This window comes from Bradyrhizobium sp. 6(2017) (genome assembly GCF_011058295.2).
GTDB lineage: Bacteria > Pseudomonadota > Alphaproteobacteria > Rhizobiales > Xanthobacteraceae > Bradyrhizobium > Bradyrhizobium septentrionale.
The window spans coordinates 3,413,060-3,430,275 of the sequence record NZ_CP049289.2; the positions used below are offsets into that span (position 1 = coordinate 3,413,060).

Consider the following 17,216-nt stretch of genomic DNA (forward strand, 5'->3'; position numbering starts at 1 on the left):
AACAAGAACAAAATGAGCGAAACGTCCCAACCCTTCCTCGGCATTATCAGCGGCGAGCGCCGGCGCGATCACGCAGGGGTGGCCGAGCGCACTGAGCGTATCGCCAGCGGCCTGAACAAGCTCGGCGTCAAGCCGGGCGACAGCGTCTGCATGCTGATGCGCAACGACATTGTCTTCATCGAGGCTGCCTATGCGGCGATGCGGCTTGGCGCCTATGGCGTGCCGATCAACTGGCACTTCAAGCCGGAGGAGATCAACTACGTGCTGACGGATTCCGGCACGCGCGTCCTGATCGGCCATGCCGACATGTTGCATCCGCTGCGCGGCGCGATCCCGCCCGACGTCACCGTGCTCGGCGTGCCGACGCCGCCGGAGATCCTCGCCAACTACAAGATCAATCCCGATCATCTGGCGACGCCGGATTTCGCGATCGATTTCGAATCCTGGCTCGCCCAGTTCCCGCGCTATGACGGCCCGGTGGTGCCGCAGCCGCAGAACATGATCTACACCTCGGGGACGACAGGCCACCCGAAGGGCGTGCGCCGCTTCGCGCCGACGCCCGAGCAGACCGCCAATGCGGAAGCGATGCGGGGGATGATCTATGGCCTGAAGCCGGGGGCACGCGCGATTCTGCCGGGGCCGTTGTATCATTCCGCGCCGAATTCCTTCGGGCTGCGTTCGGGCAAGCTCGGCGGCGCGCTGGTGCTGATGCCGCGCTTCGACGCGGAGGAATTTTTGGCGCTGATCGAGCGCGAGCGGATCGACACCATCTTCATGGTGCCGACCATGTTCATCCGCCTGATGAAGCTGCCCGAGGAGGTGCGCAGCAAGTACGACATGTCGTCGCTGCGCCATATCATCCACGCCGCGGCGCCGTGTCCTGCCGACGTCAAGCGCGCCATGATCGACTGGTGGGGACCGGTGATCTACGAATTCTACGGTTCGACCGAGTCGGGCGCGGTGACGTTCGCAACCTCGGAGGACGCGCTGAACAAGCCCGGCACGGTCGGAAAGATTTCGCCCGGCGCCGAGCTGCGCTTCGTCGGCGACGATGGCAAGGAGGTGGCGCAGGGGCAGATCGGCGAGATCTATTCGCGGATCAAGGGCAATCCCGATTTCACCTATCACAACAAATCCGAGAAGCGCGCCGAGATCGATCGGCAGGGCTTCATCACTTCCGGCGATGTCGGCTATATCGACGCCGACGGCTATGTCTTTATCTGCGACCGCAAGCGCGACATGGTGATCTCAGGCGGCGTCAACATCTACCCGGCGGAGATCGAGGCGGTGCTGCACGCGGTCCCCGGCGTGCATGACTGCGCGGTGTTCGGCATCCCCGACGCCGAGTTCGGCGAGGCGCTGATGGCGGTGGTCGAGCCGCAGCTGGGCGTCACGCTCGACATCGCCGGGGTCCGCGCCCAGCTGAAGACCGCGCTGGCCGACTACAAGGTGCCGAAACACATCGAGATCCAGACCAACCTGCCGCGGGAGGATTCCGGAAAAATCTTCAAACGCCGGCTGCGCGATCCATATTGGGAGCGGGCGGGGCGGAGGATTTAGGAGCACAAACTCGCTGTCGTCCCGGCGAAGGCCGGGACCTATAACCACGGATGCCTCTGCTTGCGCGAGTCGTGCCCCCATCGGATGCCAACCTCGGGCATCGGTGGTTATGGGTCCCCGCTTTCGCAGGGACGACGGGCAGTGGTGCACCGCCCCCAAGTTCATCTTGCGCTGCGGCAAAAAATGCGCACATTTGGAGCGAGCCCGGGCAGCCTCTGGAGTAGCCAGCCATGTCTCCCCAGATCTTGCCACCCCAGACCATGCCTTCCGAGACCGATATCCAGGCCAGGCGCGCGGCAGAAGTGCAGGCGCAGGAGGAGGATGCACGGCTCCGGAACGACATCCGCCTCCTCGGCCGCGTCCTCGGCGACACCGTGCGCGACCAGGAGGGGGCCGACGTGTTCGACCTGGTCGAACGCATCCGCCAGACCTCGGTCCGGTTCCATCGCGACGAGGACAAGCTGGCGCGGCGGGAGCTGGAGGGCATCCTCGACGGCATGTCGATCGCCGAGACGCTGCAGATCGTCCGCGCCTTCAGCTATTTCTCCCACCTCGCCAACATCGCCGAGGACCAGAACAACATCCGCCAGATGCGCAGCCGCGGCCCGAGCGGGGCGCCGCGCCCGAGCACGCTGGAGCAGACGCTGGTCCACGCCCGGCAGGCCGGCATCAGCCCGGCCGACCTGCGCGATTTCTTCAGGAGCGCGCTGGTCAGTCCGGTGCTGACCGCGCACCCGACCGAGGTCCGCCGCAAGAGCACGATGGACCGCGAGATGGAGATCGCTGACCTGCTCGACCGCCGCGAGCGGCTGCAGATGACCCCGGAGGAAAGCGAGGCCAGCGACGAGCAGCTCCGCCGCGCGGTCGTGACGCTGTGGCAGACCAATCTCTTGCGCCGGACCAAGCTGACCGTGCTTGACGAGGTCGCCAACGGCCTGTCGTTCTACGACTACACCTTCCTGCAGGAGGTCCCGCGCGTGCATTGCGCGCTGGAGGACCGGCTGAACAAGGAGGGCGGCGAAGCCGACGAGCTCGCCTCGTTCCTCAGGATGGGTAGCTGGATCGGCGGCGATCGCGACGGCAATCCGTTCGTCACCGCCGAGGTGATGCGCGGCACGCTGCGGCTGCAGTCGAGCCGGGTGCTCAGCTTCTATCTCGAGGAGCTGCACGCGCTCGGTGCCGAGCTGTCGCTGGCGGCGTTTCTCGCCGACGTGTCGGACGAACTACGGACCCTTGCCGAGCGTTCGCCCGACACCTCACCGCATCGCAGCGGCGAGCCCTATCGGCTGGCCGTCTCGGGCATCTACGCACGGCTCGCGGCGACCGCCAGGAGGCTCGAGGTCGAGACCACGCGGCCGCCGGTCGGCAAGGCCGAGCCCTATGCCAGCGTCAAGGAATTCCAGGCCGATCTCGACGTGCTCAATCGCTCGCTGATCGCGAACAATTCCGGCGTGATCGCGCGCGGCCGGCTGCGGCTGTTGCGGCGCGCGGTGGATTGCTTCGGCTTCCATCTGGCGCGGCTCGACATCCGCCAGAACTCGGCGGTGCATGAGCGCACCATCGCCGAGCTGCTCGATACCGCGAATTCCGGCATGTCTTATCTGGCGCTCGGCGAGGACGCCCGCGTCAGCCTGCTGCTCGGCGAGTTGCGCAGCGCGCGGCCGCTCGTCTCACCCTTCGTCAAATATTCCGAAGAGACCCAAAGCGAGCTCGCCGTGTTCCGTGCCGCGGCGGAGGCCCATGCCAAGTTCGGGCCCGAGGTGATCCCCCAGTGCATCATCTCGATGTGCAAGGGCATGTCCGACATGCTCGAGGTCGCGGTGCTTCTGAAGGAGGTCGGGCTGGTCAATCCATCCGGCCGCAGCGCGATTAACGTCGTGCCGCTGTTCGAGACCATCGAGGATCTGCAGGCCTCCAGCGGCATCATGGACCGCATGCTGGTGCTGCACGACTATCGCAAGCTGGTCGACAGCCTCGGCAGCGTGCAGGAGGTGATGCTCGGCTATTCCGACAGCAATAAGGATGGCGGCTTCGTCACCTCGGGCTGGGAGCTCTACAAGGCCGAGATCGGACTCGTCGAGGTGTTCGAGCGCCACGGCGTGCGGCTGCGCCTGTTCCACGGCCGCGGCGGCTCGGTCGGCCGCGGCGGCGGCCCGAGCTATGACGCGATCATCGCGCAGCCCGGCGGCGCGGTGAACGGCCAGATCCGCATCACCGAACAGGGCGAGATCATCTCCTCGAAATACTCCAATGCCGAGGTCGGCCGCAGCAATCTGGAAATCCTCGCAGCGGCGACGCTGGAAACCAGCCTGCTGCAGCCGCGGCAGAGCGCGCCGCGTCCCGAATATCTCAAGGCGATGGAGCAGCTCTCCGCGCTCGCCTTCAAGGCTTATCGTGGCCTCGTCTATGAAACCGAAGGCTTTGCCGACTATTTCTGGGGCTCGACCGTCATCAACGAGATCGCGACCTTGAACATCGGCAGCCGCCCGGCGTCGCGCAAGAAGACCCGCGAGATCGAGGACCTGCGTGCCATCCCCTGGGTGTTCTCCTGGGCGCAATGCCGGCTGATGCTGCCGGGCTGGTACGGTTTTGGCGCGGCAGTGGAAACCTGGATCGCCGAGCATCCGGAGCAGGGCATGCCGTTCCTGCAGGAGCTCTACCGGGAATGGCCGTTCTTCCGCACGCTGCTGTCCAACATGGACATGGTGCTGGCGAAGAGCTCGATCGCGATCGCCTCGCGCTATGCCGAACTCGTGCCCGACGTCGCGTTGCGCGAGAAGATCTTCGGCCAGATCCGGCGCGAGTGGCATCTGTCGATCGACACGCTGCTCGACATCATGGGCCACGACCGGCTGCTGCAAGGCAACCCGCTGCTGGACCGCGGTATCCGCAACCGCTTCCCTTATCTCGACCCGCTCAATCACGTGCAGGTGGAGCTGCTGAAGGAGCATCGCGCGCAGAACCCGGACGAGCAGGTGCTGCGCGGGATTCAGATCACGATCAACGGAATCTCGGCGGGGTTGCGGAACAGCGGTTAGCCACGTGTCGTCCCGGCGAACGCCGGGACCCATAACCACGACCGGCTGTGTTGCGAGAAGCTGGAGCCCCAGCCTTTCAAACAATCGGCACTGGTGGTTATGGGTCCCTGCTTTCGCAGGAACGACGGCGTCTTAACAGTTATGCGCGCCCCTGGTCTCGACATAGACCGCGTAGAGCGACTGGCTTGCCGTCATGAACAGGCGGTTGCGCTTCTTGCCGCCGAAGGTGAGGTTGGCGCAGGTCTCCGGCAGCAGGATCTGGCCGATGCGCTGACCGTCGGGAGCGAACACCTGCACGCCGTCATAGCCCGGTCCGACCCAGCCGGCGCCGACCCAGATGTTGCCGTCGATGTCGACGCGCATGCCGTCCGGGAAGCCTGACTTGCCGTCCAGCGTCATGTCGATCAGCGTGCGTGGGTTGGAGAGCTTGTCGCCGCTGAGGTCGTACTGCCAGACAATGTTCTTGGCGTTCGGATAATGCGTGATGCCGGTGTCGCAGACATAGACCTTCTTGTAGTCGTGGCTGAAGGCGATGCCGTTCGGCTTGAACGGTTCGTCGGCGACCTTGGTGACCTGGCCGGTCGATGCGTCCAAGCGATAGACCGCTTCCTTCTGGTAGGGCTGCTTCGATCCGGTGTTGGCCAGTTGGCCTTCATAGATCGAGATCGCGCCATAGCCGGGATCGGTGAACCAGATCGACTTGTCGTTGGGATGCACGACCATGTCGTTCGGCCCGTTGAGCTGCTTGCCGTTGGCCTGCTCGGCGAGTGACGTGACGGTTCCATCGTGCTCGTAGCGTACCAGCCGCGTGCGCTCGGCCGTGATCTGCCGGCCCTCGAAATCGAAGGTCGAGCCATTGGCCTCGTTGGACGGCTTGTGGAACTGCTCGGAGATGTGGCCGTCATCGTCGAGATAGCGCAACTGCCGGTTGGCCGGGATGTCGCTCCACACCAGATACTGGCCCTGCGCGTTCCAGGCCGGGCCTTCCGCCCACAGACAGCCGGTGTAGAGCCGCTTGATCGCGGTGTTGCCAACCTTGGCCTTGAAGCGCTTGTCGTCGATCACGACGATATCGGGGTCGGGATAACGCTGCGGCTCCGCGTTGCGGCCGAAGTCGCGCGCTGCAGCATCGGATGCAGCCATCGCGGTTGCAGCAAGCGCGGTTGCGCCGCGCAAGATTGTTCGACGGTCGAACGCCTTCGCGCCGTCGCCCTCGTGTTTCTGTATGTTGCTTGGATTTGTCACGAAAGTCCTCCCAGTCATTGTTGTTATTGGGGAGGGCGATCATGCACCCGCAATTCTGGCACAATGCGGGCACGCGATGATGAAACAACCAAAGAGTGTGTCGCCCCGGCCTCGTGCGCGATTGCGCGCAGAGTTCACCGGGGCGACTTTTTCATAAAACTGTCAGATCGGATCCCAAGATCAGTTCAGTTCAGATCGGATCCCAGGTGAAGACGTCGGCCGAGCGGTCGAGCTTGGCGAACGATCCCTTCAGCGCCGGCATGCCGTGTTCGGCAATGGTCTCGGGCGTCCAGCCTTCGCCGCGATGAACCGAGCGCACCGGACGATGCTGGCCGAACAGGAAGATCTCGTTCATGCGCACGCCAAAAATTTGTCCGGTGACGTCCTTGGCGGCGTCCGACAGCAGGTAGGCGCAGACCGGCGCGATCTTCTCCGGGCCCATCTGCTTGATCTTCTCGACCCGCGCCTTCTCGGCATCGGTCTCGGTCGGGATGGTGCCGATCATGCGGGTCCAGGCGAACGGCGAAACGCAGTTCGAGCGCACGTTGAAGCGGCCCATGTCGAGCGCGATCGACTTCGACAGGCCGACGATGCCGAGCTTGGCGGCGGCGTAGTTGGCCTGGCCGTAATTGCCGATCAGGCCGGAGGTCGAGGTGAAGTGCACGAACGAGCCCGACTCCTGCTCGCGGTAGATCCGCGCCGCGGCGTGGCTGACATAGAACGAGCCCATCAGATGCACCTTGATGACGGCCTCGAAGGCTTCCACGCTCATCTTGTGGAAGATCATGTCGCGCAGGATGCCGGCATTGTTGACGACGCCGTCGAGCCGGCCGAAGTGGTCGGTCGCGGTCTTCACGATCTTGCTGGCGGGGATCGCTTCCGCCACCGACTCGAAATTGGCAACCGCCGTTCCGCCGCGCTTCTTGATCTCCTCGACCACTTCCTCGGCGGGCGCCGCGTTCGAGCCGGCGCCGTCGGCGGCGCCACCGGGATCGTTGACCACGACCTTGGCGCCCTCAGCTGCGCAGAGCAGCGCGATCTCGCGGCCGATGCCGCGGCCCGCGCCGGTGACGATGATGACTTTATCCTGCAGTGATTTTGCCATGTGGGTTCTCCTTGTTGCTGTATGTTCGCAGGCCGATGCGGAGCCCCACTTGTCATGCGCGGGCTTGACCCGCGCATCCATCCTTCTTCAGAAGATGGATCGCCGGGTCAAGCCCGGCAATGACAGATCGGGCGCTGCGCTTGCGCCGGCCATTGCTATCGTTCGTTCGTAAAGATGATCGTGCCACTGGCGGCGAACATGCCGCCGACGCCGTGGCAGACCGAGATCTTCGCGTTCGGCACCTGCGCCGGCGCGATGCCGCGCATCTGCCGCACGCTCTCCTGCAACGCGTACATGCCGTACATGCCGGAGTGCATGTAACTCAGCCCGCCGCCATTCGTGTTAAGTGGCAGCTTGCCGCCGGGGCGGGTGTTGCCGTCGGCGATGAACTTGCCGGTTTCCTCATGGGGCATGAAGCCGAGATCGCCGAGGCCGTAGAGCGGCAGATGCGCGAAGGCGTCGTAGATCATCAGATGATCGACGTCCTTGTGGGCGATGCCGGCCTCCTTGAAGGCGAGCGGACCCGCCACCTTGAAGGCGCGCGATGAGTCAAACGTCTTCATCTGGCTGACCATCGGCGTTTCCACGCTCTCGCCGGTGCCAAGGATGTAGACCGGCTTCTGCGGGAAGTCCTTGGCGCGATCGGCCGAGGTGAGGATCAAGGCGCCGCCGCCGTCGGTGACGAGGCAGCATTGCAGCAGCCGGAACGGATAGGCGATCATCCGCGAGTTCAGCACGTCGGCGACCGTGATTGGCCCCTTCATGGTCGCGCGCGGATTCTTCGCCGCCCATTCGCGCTGCACGACCGCGACCATCGCAAGCTGCTCATGGGTGATGCCGTGGGTCTTCATGAAGCGCAGCACGGGAATCGGGAACATGCTCGGCGGTCCGTACACGCCGAACGGAGACTCAAACTGGCCGTTGAGGCTGTCGGGTGCGGTGAAGCGCGGCTGCTTGCCGATCATCGACTTGCCGCTCTCGGCATGGGTGATCAGCACGGTCTTGCAGAGGCCGGCCTCTATCGCCGCCGCGGCGTGGCGGACATGCAGCATGAAGGAGCAGCCGCCGACCGAGGTGCCGTCGACCCAGGTCGGCGTGATGCCGAGATAGTGGGCCATCTGCTGCGGGGTCTCGACCGCGGTGGCAAAGCCATCGATGTCGGACAGTTTCAGGCCGGCATCCGCGATCGCATTCAGCGCCGCATCCGCGTGCAGCTGGATCTGCGACATGTTCGGGATGACGCCGAGCTCGGTGGTCTCTGCCGCACCGACGACGGCAACCTGGTTTCTGCGCATCGCGTTACCCCTTCGCCGGACGGAACAAGGGAAGGGTGATCTTGTCGTCGAGCGCCTCGAAGGCGACCTCGAGCGGCATGTCGAGCTCGAGCGCTTCCGGCGTCTGGGGACAATCGATGATGTTGCTCATCAGGCGCGGGCCCTCGTCGAGCTCGACGATGGCGATCGCATAAGGCGGCGTGAAGCCGGGCGCGGCGGGACGATGGTTGATGACGTAGCTGTAAAGCTTGCCCTTGCCGCTGGCCTTGAAGACCGAGACCTTGCGCGAGGCGCAGGAGGGGCAGAACGGCCGCGGCGGAAAGTAGACATTGGCGCAGGCGTCGCAGCGCTGCAGGCGCAGCTCGCCGGCCTTGGTGCCGTCCCAGAAATGCTGGGTCTCAGGCGTCGGTTTTGGTTTTGCGCGCGCGGGCTCGGCCATGTCTGATGTTTCCTCCCGAAATCGTTACAGACTTGATGCGCCATTGGACCGAGCCCCGTCAACGGTCCATCCGTGCCCCGCGCAGCGGCCTGTGTTTCGCGCATGCCGCATATTCCGCCCCTCGCACAATTGCTAAGGCCGCGATGCTTGTGTCGCTCCGATCCGGCGCGTAGAAGGGCCGCGGTCCAAGATACGTCAAGGGCACGTTCAAGATACCCGGGAGGAATAATATGATGCTGAGGATCATCGGCGCGGCACTCGCTGCCAGCCTCGCATTCGCCACACAGGCCACTGCGGCGGACGCACCGTCGGAAATCAAGATCGGCACGCTCTACGCGTCGTCGGGGCGCTACGCCTCGATCTCGATGCCGGTCTACAGCTCGCTGAAATTGTGGGTCGAGCAGAAGAACGCCGAGGGCGGCGTCTTCGTGAAGGCGTTCGACAAGAAGATCCCGATCAAGCTCGTCTCCTATGACGACCAGAGCAACACCGCGACTGCGTCTACGCTTTATAACCAGCTCGTCACCCAGGATAAGGTCGACCTTCTGGTCGCCGATTCCGGATCGGTGCTGACGGCGCCCGCGGTTGCGATCGCGCGCGATCACAAGATGTTCCTGTTCGACCAGACCGGCACCGGCGCGAGCTTCTTCTCCAAGGACAATCCCTACATCGCGCTGATGGCCGATCCGGTGTCGACCGTCTGGCCGAAGCCGGTGGCCGACTTCATCAGCCAGGACGGCCCTGGCCTCGGCATCAAGAAGGTCGCGATACTCTACGCGACCAACGAGTTCACCGGCACCCAGGCCAATGCTTTCAGAAAGTTCGTCAAGGACTCCGGCGCGCCGATCGAGATCGTCTACGACCAGGGCGTTCCGACCGAGACCACCAACTACAACGTCATCATCAACAACATCAGCAAGACCAATCCCGACGCGGTGATCCATTTCGGCTATGCGCCGAACGACATCGCCTTCCTGCGCAACGTCCAGGACGTCGGCACCAAGTTCAAGATGCTGTTCGCGATCTATGCCGGTCTCGAGACCGAGCTGCTCGAGAAGAACGTCGGCGCCAAGGGCCTCGAGCACGTCTGGACCTATGTGCCGCCGTCCGAGCTCGATTATCCCGTCAATTTCGGGATGAACATGAAGGATTTCCGCGCCGCCTGGCTGAAGAAGTACAACGACGGCAAGATGGAGTTCGGCTTCAACGCGGTTGCCGGCTACACCACCGCGCTGGTGGTCGAGAAGACGCTGTCGGTTGCGTCCAGCCTCGACCAGATGGAGCTGCGTCGCGCCGTGTTCTCGCTCAGCGGCCAGCTCAAGACGCTGGACGGCACCTTCGCGCTGGATGAGACCGGCGGCCAGATCGGCGAACTGACGCCGCTCGGGCAGCTCACGGTCGACGAGCACGATCACATCAAGTTCGTCTCGATCTATCCGCACGAGACCGCCACCGGCAAGCCGATCTATCCGGCGCCGTGATGCGATTTTCGGCTGCAGGCGTCACCTTCGGCGGCGAGCGGTAGCATGACCTATGCGCTCGTTGCCGGCGTGCTGTTCGGGCTGTATTTCAGTCTGGTCGGCATCGGTCTCAATCTCGTGTTCGGCGTCATGCGCATCGTCAACCTTGCGCATGGCGACATCCTGATGCTGGGCGCCTTCATCGCGCTCGGCGTGGTCGGCGTCGCCGGCATCGACCCGCTGTTCGCAATTCCGCTGGCCTTCGTGGTTTTCGTGCTGGCGGGTATGCTGCTGTACTGGGTGCTGGTGCCGCGGCTGCAGGGCTCGGCCAATCCGGAAATGCTGTCGATCATCCTGTTCTTCGGCCTCTCGCAGGTGATCGAGGCCGTGACCACGATCTTCGCCGGCACCAGCGAGCGGTCGATCCAGAGCCGGCTGCTCGGCACCGTGTTCACGACCATCAAGGTGAAATGGTTCGGCGGCAAGGCCGGCGGGGCAGGGCCGATCCAGATTTTCGGCCAGGGATTTCCCGCGCCCTGGGTGATCGCGGCGTGCACCAGCCTGATCGCGATCGCGCTGGTCTACCTTTATCTCTATCACACGAGGCTCGGCACCTTGACCCGCGCGGTGATGTCGCGCCGCGACGAGGCCTTCGCGACCGGCATCGATGTCGATCGCGTCTCGGCGGCGGCGTTCGGCATCGGGCTTGGCATCGCGGCCGTCGCCGGCGTGTTCGCGCCGTTCATGTTCGGCTCGGTGACGCCGGCCTTCGGCGCCGATGCGACGGTGACGTCGTTTGCGATCGTCGTGCTCGGCTCGCTCGGCAATCCGCTGGGCACCGCACTCGGCGGCGTCGTCTATGGCCTCTGCTACATGCTGGTGCAGACCTATCTCAGTTCCTGGGCCGACCTCTTGCCCTATGTGTTGCTGATCGTGATCCTGTTGTTGCGCCCGAGCGGTCTGCTCGGAAGGCGGGTGCGCGTTGCATAATGCATCGAAGCATCTGCTGTTCATCCTCGCGCCGCTGGTGGTGGTGTTCGCACTGCTGCCGGGCGTTTATCAAAACCATCTGCTGCTGTTCAACTTCGTGATCTTCCTGATCCTCGCGCAGGGCGTGAACATCATCTATGGCTTCACCGGCTATCTGCCGTTCGGCTATGTCGGCTTCTTCGGCGCCGGCGCCTACGGCTTTGCCATCATGGTGATGCACCTGCAGACGCCGGCGCCGTTGGCGGTGCTGGTCGGCGGCCTCGTTGCGGTGGCGCTCGGCCTGCTGCTGACGCCGCTGCTGCGGTTGTCGGGCGCGTATTTCGCGATCGCCAATCTCGCGGCCTCGCTCGCGGTGCTGCACTTCGTCGCCAACCCGGCGCTGGAGGGGATCACCAAGGGTCCGTATGGCGTGTCGCTGACCGGCACGTTCAACCCGACCCACGCCTACTATGCCGCCGTCGTCGTGATGGCGCTGACCGTCGGTGCCGTCATCTATCTGAAGAACTCGCCGTTCGGGCTTGCGCTGCAGGCCGTGCGCGAGGATGCGGTGTCGGCCTCGATGGCCGGCGTCAACATCATCAAGATGCGGGTGATCGCCTGGCTTGCCTCGGCGCTGGTCGCCGGCCTCGCCGGCGGCATCTACGCCTGGTACGTCTCGGTGTTCTATCCCGACAACGTATTCTCCGGCGAGTTCAGCATCTTCGCGATCGTGTTCGCGCTGTTCGGCGGCGTCGCCACCATCACCGGACCGATCGTCGGCGTGCTGATCCTGTACGGCATCTACAATCTGATCGGCTTCACCACGCCGCAATATTTCCAGTTGATCTATGGCCTTTTGATCATGGGGCTGGTGCTGTTCCTGCCCGCAGGGCTGGTGTCGCTGGCAACGCGCAGGGGGTGGCATGTCCCCTGAGAAAACCGCCATCCTCAAGGTCTCCAAGCTCGTCAAGCGCTTCGGCGGCTTCCACGCGCTCGACGGCTTGAGCTTTCATGTCGTGCCGGGCGAGATCCTCGGGCTGGTCGGCCCGAACGGCTCCGGCAAGACTACGGCGATCAACGTCATCTCCGGCCTCTATGCGCCCGACGGCGGCGAGGTCGTGTTCGACGGCACGTCCTCTGGCGGCGTCGCCTCGCACAAGCTCGTTCACCGCGGCATCAACCGCACCTTCCAGGTGCCAAAACCGTTCCTGTCGCTCACTGTGCGCGAGAACATCCAGGTGGCGCTGGCCTATGGCGGTGCGACCGGCGCGCCGTCGATCCCCGAACTGCTCGAGGATTTCAGGCTCAAGGAGGTCGCCGACCGCCCCGCCGCCGATCTCAACAGCGCGCAGCAGAAGATGCTGGATCTGACCCGCGCGCTCGCCACGCGGCCCCGGCTATTGCTGCTCGACGAACTCGCGGCCGGTCTCAACCCGGCCGAGCTCGACTGGATCGCCGGCCGCATCAAGGCGCTGGCCGCAACCGGCATGGCGATCATCGTGGTCGAGCACCTGATGGGCTTCATCGAGCAGATCACCGACCGCGTCATCGTGCTCAATGCGGGCAAGGAGATCTTCGAAGGCACGCTTGCGACCGCGGTGCGCGAGCCGCAGGTGATCGAGGTATTTTTGGGAGGCGAGCATGCCCACTGATGCAGCGCCGCTTCTGGACGCCAAAGGCGTCGATGCCGGCTACGGCACCATGCAGGTCTTGTGGGGCGTCGATCTCGACGTCCGCCCCGGCGAGACCGTGCTGCTGCTCGGCGCCAATGGCGCGGGCAAGACCACCTTCCTGAAATCGCTGGTCGGCCTGATCGAGGCCCGCAGCGGCCACATCAGGCTCGGCGGCGAGGACATCACCAAAATGCGATCTTCGGACCGCATGAAGCGCGGCATGACCTACATGTCGGAGCTTGCGGTGTTTCCCGATCTGTCGATCGAGGAGAACATCCGGGTCGGCGCGCAGGCGCTCGGCCATGCCAATCCGGGCGCGCGGGTCGACGAATTGTACGGCCTGTTCCCGGTGCTGCGCGACAAGCGCCGCGACCCGGCCTCCAGCCTGTCCGGGGGCCAGCGCAAGATGCTCGGCATCGCCAAGGCGCTGTCGGCCGAGCCGAAGCTGCTCGTGATGGACGAGCCCTCGGCCGGGCTGTCGCCTCTGTTCGTCAAGGAGGTGCTCCGCGCTTTGTCGAGCCTGCAGGGTCGCGGATTGGCGCTCTTGATCGCCGAGCAAAATATCGGTTTCCTTGAGATTGCCACCCGCGTATTCGTGCTGGAAGGCGGGCGCATCCGTTTCTCCGGCACGGTTGCCGAGATGAGCGGCAATGAAGAGCTGCACCGCGCCTATTTCGGGTTGAAGTGATCCGGATCGGCGCGGACTATTCGGGCGACAACAAGGTCCAACTGTGAAGTGAAAACCATGCCCAAAAATCCGACACTCGCCTCCCTTGCCGCCGATCTCGAAAGCGGCGCGACCTCCGCCCGCAAGCTGGTCGAGCAATGCATCGCCAGGATCGCCGATCCGGCCGGCGAGGGCCAGCGAACCTTCATCCATGTCGACCGCGACGCGGCGCTGGAGGCCGCCGACGCCATGGACCGGCTGCGCAAGGCCAACGCCGCGCCGTCGCCGTTCGCCGGCATTCCGGTCTCGATCAAGGACCTGTTCGACATCAAGGGGCAGGTGACGCGCGCCGGCTCCCGGGCGCTGGAGGATTCGGCGCCGGCGGATGCCGATGCGCCCGTCGTGGCGCGGCTCAAGCGCGCCGGCTTCATCGTGATCGGCCGCACCAACATGACCGAGTTCGCCTATTCCGGCATCGGCATCAATCCGCATTACGGCACGCCGAAAAGCGCCTGGAACCGCAGCGTCGGCCACGTGCCCGGCGGCTCATCCTCGGGGGCGGCGGTCTCGATTGCCGACGGCATGGCATTCGGCGCGCTCGGCACCGATACCGGCGGCTCCTGCCGAATCCCGGCGGCCTTCAACGGCATCGTCGGCTACAAGCCGACGCAGCGCCGAATTCCGCTCGATGGCGGCGTGCCGCTGTCGTTCACGCTCGACAGCTACGGCCCGCTGGCCAATTCAGTCGCCTGCTGTGCGGCGCTTGACGCGGTGTTGGCCGATCAGCCGTTGGCGCCGCTGACGCCGCGCCCGGTGAAGGGCATGCGGCTCGCGGTGCCGACCACGGTTGCACTCGACGATCTCGATGATGCCGTTGCGAAAACCTTCGAGCGTGCGCTCGCCGCGCTGTCGCGCGCCGGCGCGCTGATCGAGCGGATCGAGGTCCCTGAACTGCTCGACGTCGGCGTCATGAACGCCAAGGGCGGCTTTGCTGCTGCCGAGAGCTATGCCTGGCACCGCTTCCTGCTCGCCAGCAAGGGCGACATCTACGATCCCCGCGTCGCCGTGCGCATCCAGCGCGGCGAGGGCTTTCCGGCTGCCGACTATATCGATCTGCTCAATGCGCGGCGCTCTTTCATCGCCCGCACCGAACAGCGCATCGCGCCCTATGACGCGATGGTGCTGCCGACCACGGCGAACCTGCCGCCGACGATTGCAAGCCTCGCCGATGACAAGGCATTCGGCACCGAGAACCTGCGCGCGCTGCGCAACTGCACGCTGATCAATGTGCTCGACGGCTGCGCTATCTCGCTGCCGGCGCATCGCGAGGGCGAGGCGCCGGTCGGCCTGATGCTCGCGGCCGCGGGCGGTTTGGATCGCCGCATCTTCGAGCTTGCGGCCGGAATGGAGACCGTCATCCGTGTTTGATCTCACCTTCAATGTCGACGACAAGGGCGTTGCCACGCCGCTGACGCTGGAAATCAAACAGGCCGTGATCGCCGGCTGGACCGGCCGCGATCCGGTGGCGCGCGACAAGCACATCGCGGAGCTCGAGGCGATCGGCATCGCGCGGCCCGCGACCACGCCGATCTATTACCGCTGCTCGGCGCGCCGGCTCACCTTCGCGGACGCCATTGAGGTCTGCGGCGAGGACTCCAGCGGCGAGGTCGAGTTCGTGCTGATCGGCTGGCAGGGCCGCATCTTCGTCGGCTGCGGCTCCGACCATACCGATCGCAAGGTCGAGAGCTACAGCGTCACCGTGTCGAAGCAGATGTGCGACAAGCCAATGGCCTCCGAACTCTGGGAGCTCGAGGACGTCATTGGCCATTGGGACCAATTGGTTCTGCGCGCCTGGGCCACAATCGGCGGCCAGCGCGTGCTCTACCAGGAGGGCACGCTCGATCACATGCTGCCGGTGAAGGACCTGATCGCGGGCGGCTTCGACAAGGGCGCGCTGCCCGACGGCTGCGCCATGTTTGGCGGCACCTTCGCGGCCAAGGGCGGCATCCGCCCGGCCAGCCGCTTCGAGTTCGAGCTGGAAGACCCGGTGCTGAAGCGGAAGATCAGCCACGGCTACGACGTCGTGACGCTGCCGGTGCGGGGCTGATCTCGCCGTAAGTCGTGCCAGAAAAACTCGGCTGACACTCTCTCCACGCGTCGTCCCGGCGAAAGCCGGGACCCATAACCACAGGGCATCGTGGTTGGCACGCTGTGGCCCCGGCGATCTCAACCACTGACGACGGTGGTTATGGGTCCCGGCTTTCGCCGGGACGACACCGAGAATGGGTGGCGTCCTGCGGCACATTTCGATCGGAAATCGGGTGGCGCCGGCCGCGCTTATGAGCCAGATTCCGCCGCATGACAGCGACAGCCAAAGCCATCACCCGCCCAGCCACGGACATTCCCGCCCGCATCGACGCACTCGACTGGAACTGGATCACGGCCGATCTCGACGGGCAGGGATGCGCCGTCCTCAACGGCCTGCTGACGCCTCGGGAATGCGATGCCATCGCCGCGCTCTATCCCGACGACGGCCGGTTCCGCAGCCGGGTCGTGATGGGCCGCCACGGCTTTGGCCGCGGCGAATACAAATACTTTTCCTATCCGCTGCCGGACCTGATCGCGGAGCTGCGGCCGGCGCTGTATGCGCGGCTGACCGCCACGGCCAACCGCTGGAACGAGACAATGGGGATCGACATCAGCTATCCCCCATCGCACGCGGCGTTCCTGAAGCGCTGCCACGATGCCGGGCAGACCCGGCCGACGCCGCTGCTGCTGCAATATGGCGAGGGCGACTACAATTGCCTGCACCAGGATCTCTATGGCGAGCACGTGTTCCCGATCCAGGTCGCGATCCTGCTGTCCGAGCCGGGGCGCGATTTCACCGGCGGCGAATTCGTGCTGACCGAGCAGCGGCCGCGGATGCAGTCGCGGCCCGAGGTGGTGCCGCTGACCAAGGGCGATGCGGTGGCGTTTGCCGTGCATCATCGTCCGGTGCAGGGGACGCGGGGGCCGTATCGTGTCAATCTGCGCCATGGCGTCAGCCGTATCAGGTCCGGCCATCGCCATACCGTTGGCGTGATCTTCCACGACGCAAAGTGAGTGCGCAGAAGCTTGGCTGCTGATCTGTTCGAGACCACTGGTGATGCACGACCGCCGCGCGAGGCGATCGCGGACGGCGCGGTGCTGTTGCGCGGTTTTGCCAAGCCGTTCGAGGCCGAACTGATCCCGGCATTGCGCGTGATCGTGAAGCAGGCGCCGTTCCGCCATCTGATCACGCCGGGCGGCCACCGGATGTCGGTCGCGATGACCAATTGCGGCAACCTCGGCTGGGTCTCCGATCCGAGCGGCTATCGCTATGATCCGATCGATCCCAATACGGGGCAGCCGTGGCCGGCGATGCCGGAGGTGTTGCGCAAGCTCGCTGCCGACGCTGCTGATGAGGCCGGCTTCACCGGCTTTGCGCCGGAGGCATGTCTGATCAATCGCTACGTCCCCGGCGCAAAGCTGTCGCTGCACCAGGACAAGGACGAGCTCGACTACGCGGCACCGATCGTCTCGATCTCGCTCGGGCTGCCGGCGATCTTCCTGTTCGCCGGCCTGAAGCGCAATGACACGCCGCGCCGCTACCGGCTCGAGCACGGCGATGTTGCGGTGTGGGGCGGGCCGTCACGGTTATTTTATCACGGCGTCGCGGCGCTCGCCGATGGCGAGCACGGTTTGCTCGGCCGCCAGCGCATCAATTTGACCTTCCGCAAGGTGCGCTGACGCCCCTCCCGCAGAACG

General features: G+C 65.0%; 15 protein-coding genes. 11 read left to right on the plus strand and 4 right to left on the minus strand.

Annotated features, from left to right (window positions below):
- Nucleotides 1-12 precede the first annotated feature (12 nt).
- Nucleotides 13-1,560 carry an acyl-CoA synthetase gene (locus tag G6P99_RS15940; RefSeq protein WP_029083974.1) on the plus strand — a complete coding sequence of 516 codons (1,548 nt, stop codon included), beginning with the start codon at nt 13-15 and terminating at the stop codon, nt 1,558-1,560.
- Between the two features lie 245 nt (nt 1,561-1,805).
- On the plus strand, nt 1,806-4,598 hold the full coding sequence (gene ppc, locus G6P99_RS15945; protein ID WP_156928890.1) for a phosphoenolpyruvate carboxylase: 2,793 nt from the start codon (nt 1,806-1,808) through the stop codon (nt 4,596-4,598).
- Nucleotides 4,599-4,730: 132 nt separating this feature from the next.
- On the opposite strand, the gene G6P99_RS15950 is transcribed toward ppc, so the two are convergent.
- From G6P99_RS15950 to G6P99_RS15965, 4 genes are all read right to left on the minus strand, one after another.
- Nucleotides 4,731-5,843, minus strand: a complete 1,113-nt coding sequence (locus tag G6P99_RS15950; RefSeq protein WP_156928889.1) for an SMP-30/gluconolactonase/LRE family protein — start codon at nt 5,841-5,843, stop codon at nt 4,731-4,733.
- 190 nt (nt 5,844-6,033) lie between these two features.
- The gene (locus tag G6P99_RS15955; protein WP_029083977.1) at nt 6,034-6,948 is read right to left on the minus strand and encodes an SDR family oxidoreductase; all 915 of its coding nucleotides are present in this window, start codon (nt 6,946-6,948) and stop codon (nt 6,034-6,036) included.
- Between the two features lie 155 nt (nt 6,949-7,103).
- Nucleotides 7,104-8,243, minus strand: a complete 1,140-nt coding sequence (locus G6P99_RS15960; RefSeq protein WP_029083978.1) for a thiolase C-terminal domain-containing protein — start codon at nt 8,241-8,243, stop codon at nt 7,104-7,106.
- A gap of 4 nt (nt 8,244-8,247) precedes the next feature.
- Nucleotides 8,248-8,661: a Zn-ribbon domain-containing OB-fold protein gene (locus G6P99_RS15965; RefSeq protein ID WP_029083979.1), complete on the minus strand. Its 414-nt coding sequence runs from the start codon at nt 8,659-8,661 to the stop codon at nt 8,248-8,250.
- 230 nt (nt 8,662-8,891) lie between these two features.
- Between G6P99_RS15965 and G6P99_RS15970 the strand changes: the two genes are divergently transcribed.
- The 9 genes from G6P99_RS15970 (at nt 8,892) to alkB (ending at nt 17,198) form a co-directional block, all read left to right on the plus strand.
- Nucleotides 8,892-10,142, plus strand: coding sequence for an amino acid ABC transporter substrate-binding protein (locus tag G6P99_RS15970; RefSeq protein ID WP_246709548.1), 1,251 nt, complete (start codon nt 8,892-8,894; stop codon nt 10,140-10,142).
- Nucleotides 10,143-10,187: 45 nt separating this feature from the next.
- The gene (locus G6P99_RS15975; protein ID WP_029083981.1) at nt 10,188-11,111 is read left to right on the plus strand and encodes a branched-chain amino acid ABC transporter permease; all 924 of its coding nucleotides are present in this window, start codon (nt 10,188-10,190) and stop codon (nt 11,109-11,111) included.
- Nucleotides 11,104-12,024, plus strand: a complete 921-nt coding sequence (locus tag G6P99_RS15980) for a branched-chain amino acid ABC transporter permease (protein ID WP_029083982.1) — start codon at nt 11,104-11,106, stop codon at nt 12,022-12,024. The genes G6P99_RS15975 and G6P99_RS15980 overlap by 8 nt, the downstream gene beginning before the upstream one ends.
- Nucleotides 12,014-12,742, plus strand: coding sequence for an ABC transporter ATP-binding protein (locus G6P99_RS15985; RefSeq protein WP_029083983.1), 729 nt, complete (start codon nt 12,014-12,016; stop codon nt 12,740-12,742). The genes G6P99_RS15980 and G6P99_RS15985 overlap by 11 nt, the downstream gene beginning before the upstream one ends.
- Nucleotides 12,732-13,451 carry an ABC transporter ATP-binding protein gene (locus G6P99_RS15990; RefSeq protein WP_165128709.1) on the plus strand — a complete coding sequence of 240 codons (720 nt, stop codon included), beginning with the start codon at nt 12,732-12,734 and terminating at the stop codon, nt 13,449-13,451. Before G6P99_RS15985 ends, G6P99_RS15990 begins: the two co-directional genes overlap by 11 nt.
- Nucleotides 13,452-13,508: 57 nt before the next feature.
- On the plus strand, nt 13,509-14,858 hold the full coding sequence (locus G6P99_RS15995) for an amidase (protein ID WP_029083984.1): 1,350 nt from the start codon (nt 13,509-13,511) through the stop codon (nt 14,856-14,858).
- Entirely contained in the window at nt 14,851-15,537 is a 687-nt protein-coding gene (locus G6P99_RS16000) for a DUF2848 domain-containing protein (protein WP_029083985.1), read from the plus strand. The genes G6P99_RS15995 and G6P99_RS16000 overlap by 8 nt, the downstream gene beginning before the upstream one ends.
- A 251-nt stretch (nt 15,538-15,788) precedes the next feature.
- Complete coding sequence (locus tag G6P99_RS16005; protein ID WP_165128711.1) at nt 15,789-16,532, plus strand: 2OG-Fe(II) oxygenase; 744 nt, start codon at nt 15,789-15,791, stop codon at nt 16,530-16,532.
- A 12-nt stretch (nt 16,533-16,544) separates the two neighbouring features.
- Entirely contained in the window at nt 16,545-17,198 is a 654-nt protein-coding gene (alkB, locus tag G6P99_RS16010) for a DNA oxidative demethylase AlkB (RefSeq protein ID WP_165128713.1), read from the plus strand.
- Nucleotides 17,199-17,216 lie beyond the last annotated feature (18 nt).

What these genes read in the sequence shown, in the direction of transcription:
- G6P99_RS15940 (WP_029083974.1), top strand. Translation starts at nt 13, where the DNA reads ATGAGCGAAACGTCCCAACCCTTCCTCGGCATTATCAGCGGCGAGCGC.
- G6P99_RS15955 (WP_029083977.1), bottom strand. Translation starts at nt 6,948, where the DNA reads ATGGCAAAATCACTGCAGGATAAAGTCATCATCGTCACCGGCGCGGGC.
- G6P99_RS15960 (WP_029083978.1), bottom strand. Translation starts at nt 8,243, where the DNA reads ATGCGCAGAAACCAGGTTGCCGTCGTCGGTGCGGCAGAGACCACCGAG.
- G6P99_RS15965 (WP_029083979.1), bottom strand. Translation starts at nt 8,661, where the DNA reads ATGGCCGAGCCCGCGCGCGCAAAACCAAAACCGACGCCTGAGACCCAG.
- G6P99_RS15970 (WP_246709548.1), top strand. Translation starts at nt 8,892, where the DNA reads ATGATGCTGAGGATCATCGGCGCGGCACTCGCTGCCAGCCTCGCATTC.
- G6P99_RS15975 (WP_029083981.1), top strand. Translation starts at nt 10,188, where the DNA reads ATGACCTATGCGCTCGTTGCCGGCGTGCTGTTCGGGCTGTATTTCAGT.
- G6P99_RS15985 (WP_029083983.1), top strand. Translation starts at nt 12,014, where the DNA reads ATGTCCCCTGAGAAAACCGCCATCCTCAAGGTCTCCAAGCTCGTCAAG.
- G6P99_RS15990 (WP_165128709.1), top strand. Translation starts at nt 12,732, where the DNA reads ATGCCCACTGATGCAGCGCCGCTTCTGGACGCCAAAGGCGTCGATGCC.
- G6P99_RS15995 (WP_029083984.1), top strand. Translation starts at nt 13,509, where the DNA reads ATGCCCAAAAATCCGACACTCGCCTCCCTTGCCGCCGATCTCGAAAGC.
- G6P99_RS16005 (WP_165128711.1), top strand. Translation starts at nt 15,789, where the DNA reads ATGACAGCGACAGCCAAAGCCATCACCCGCCCAGCCACGGACATTCCC.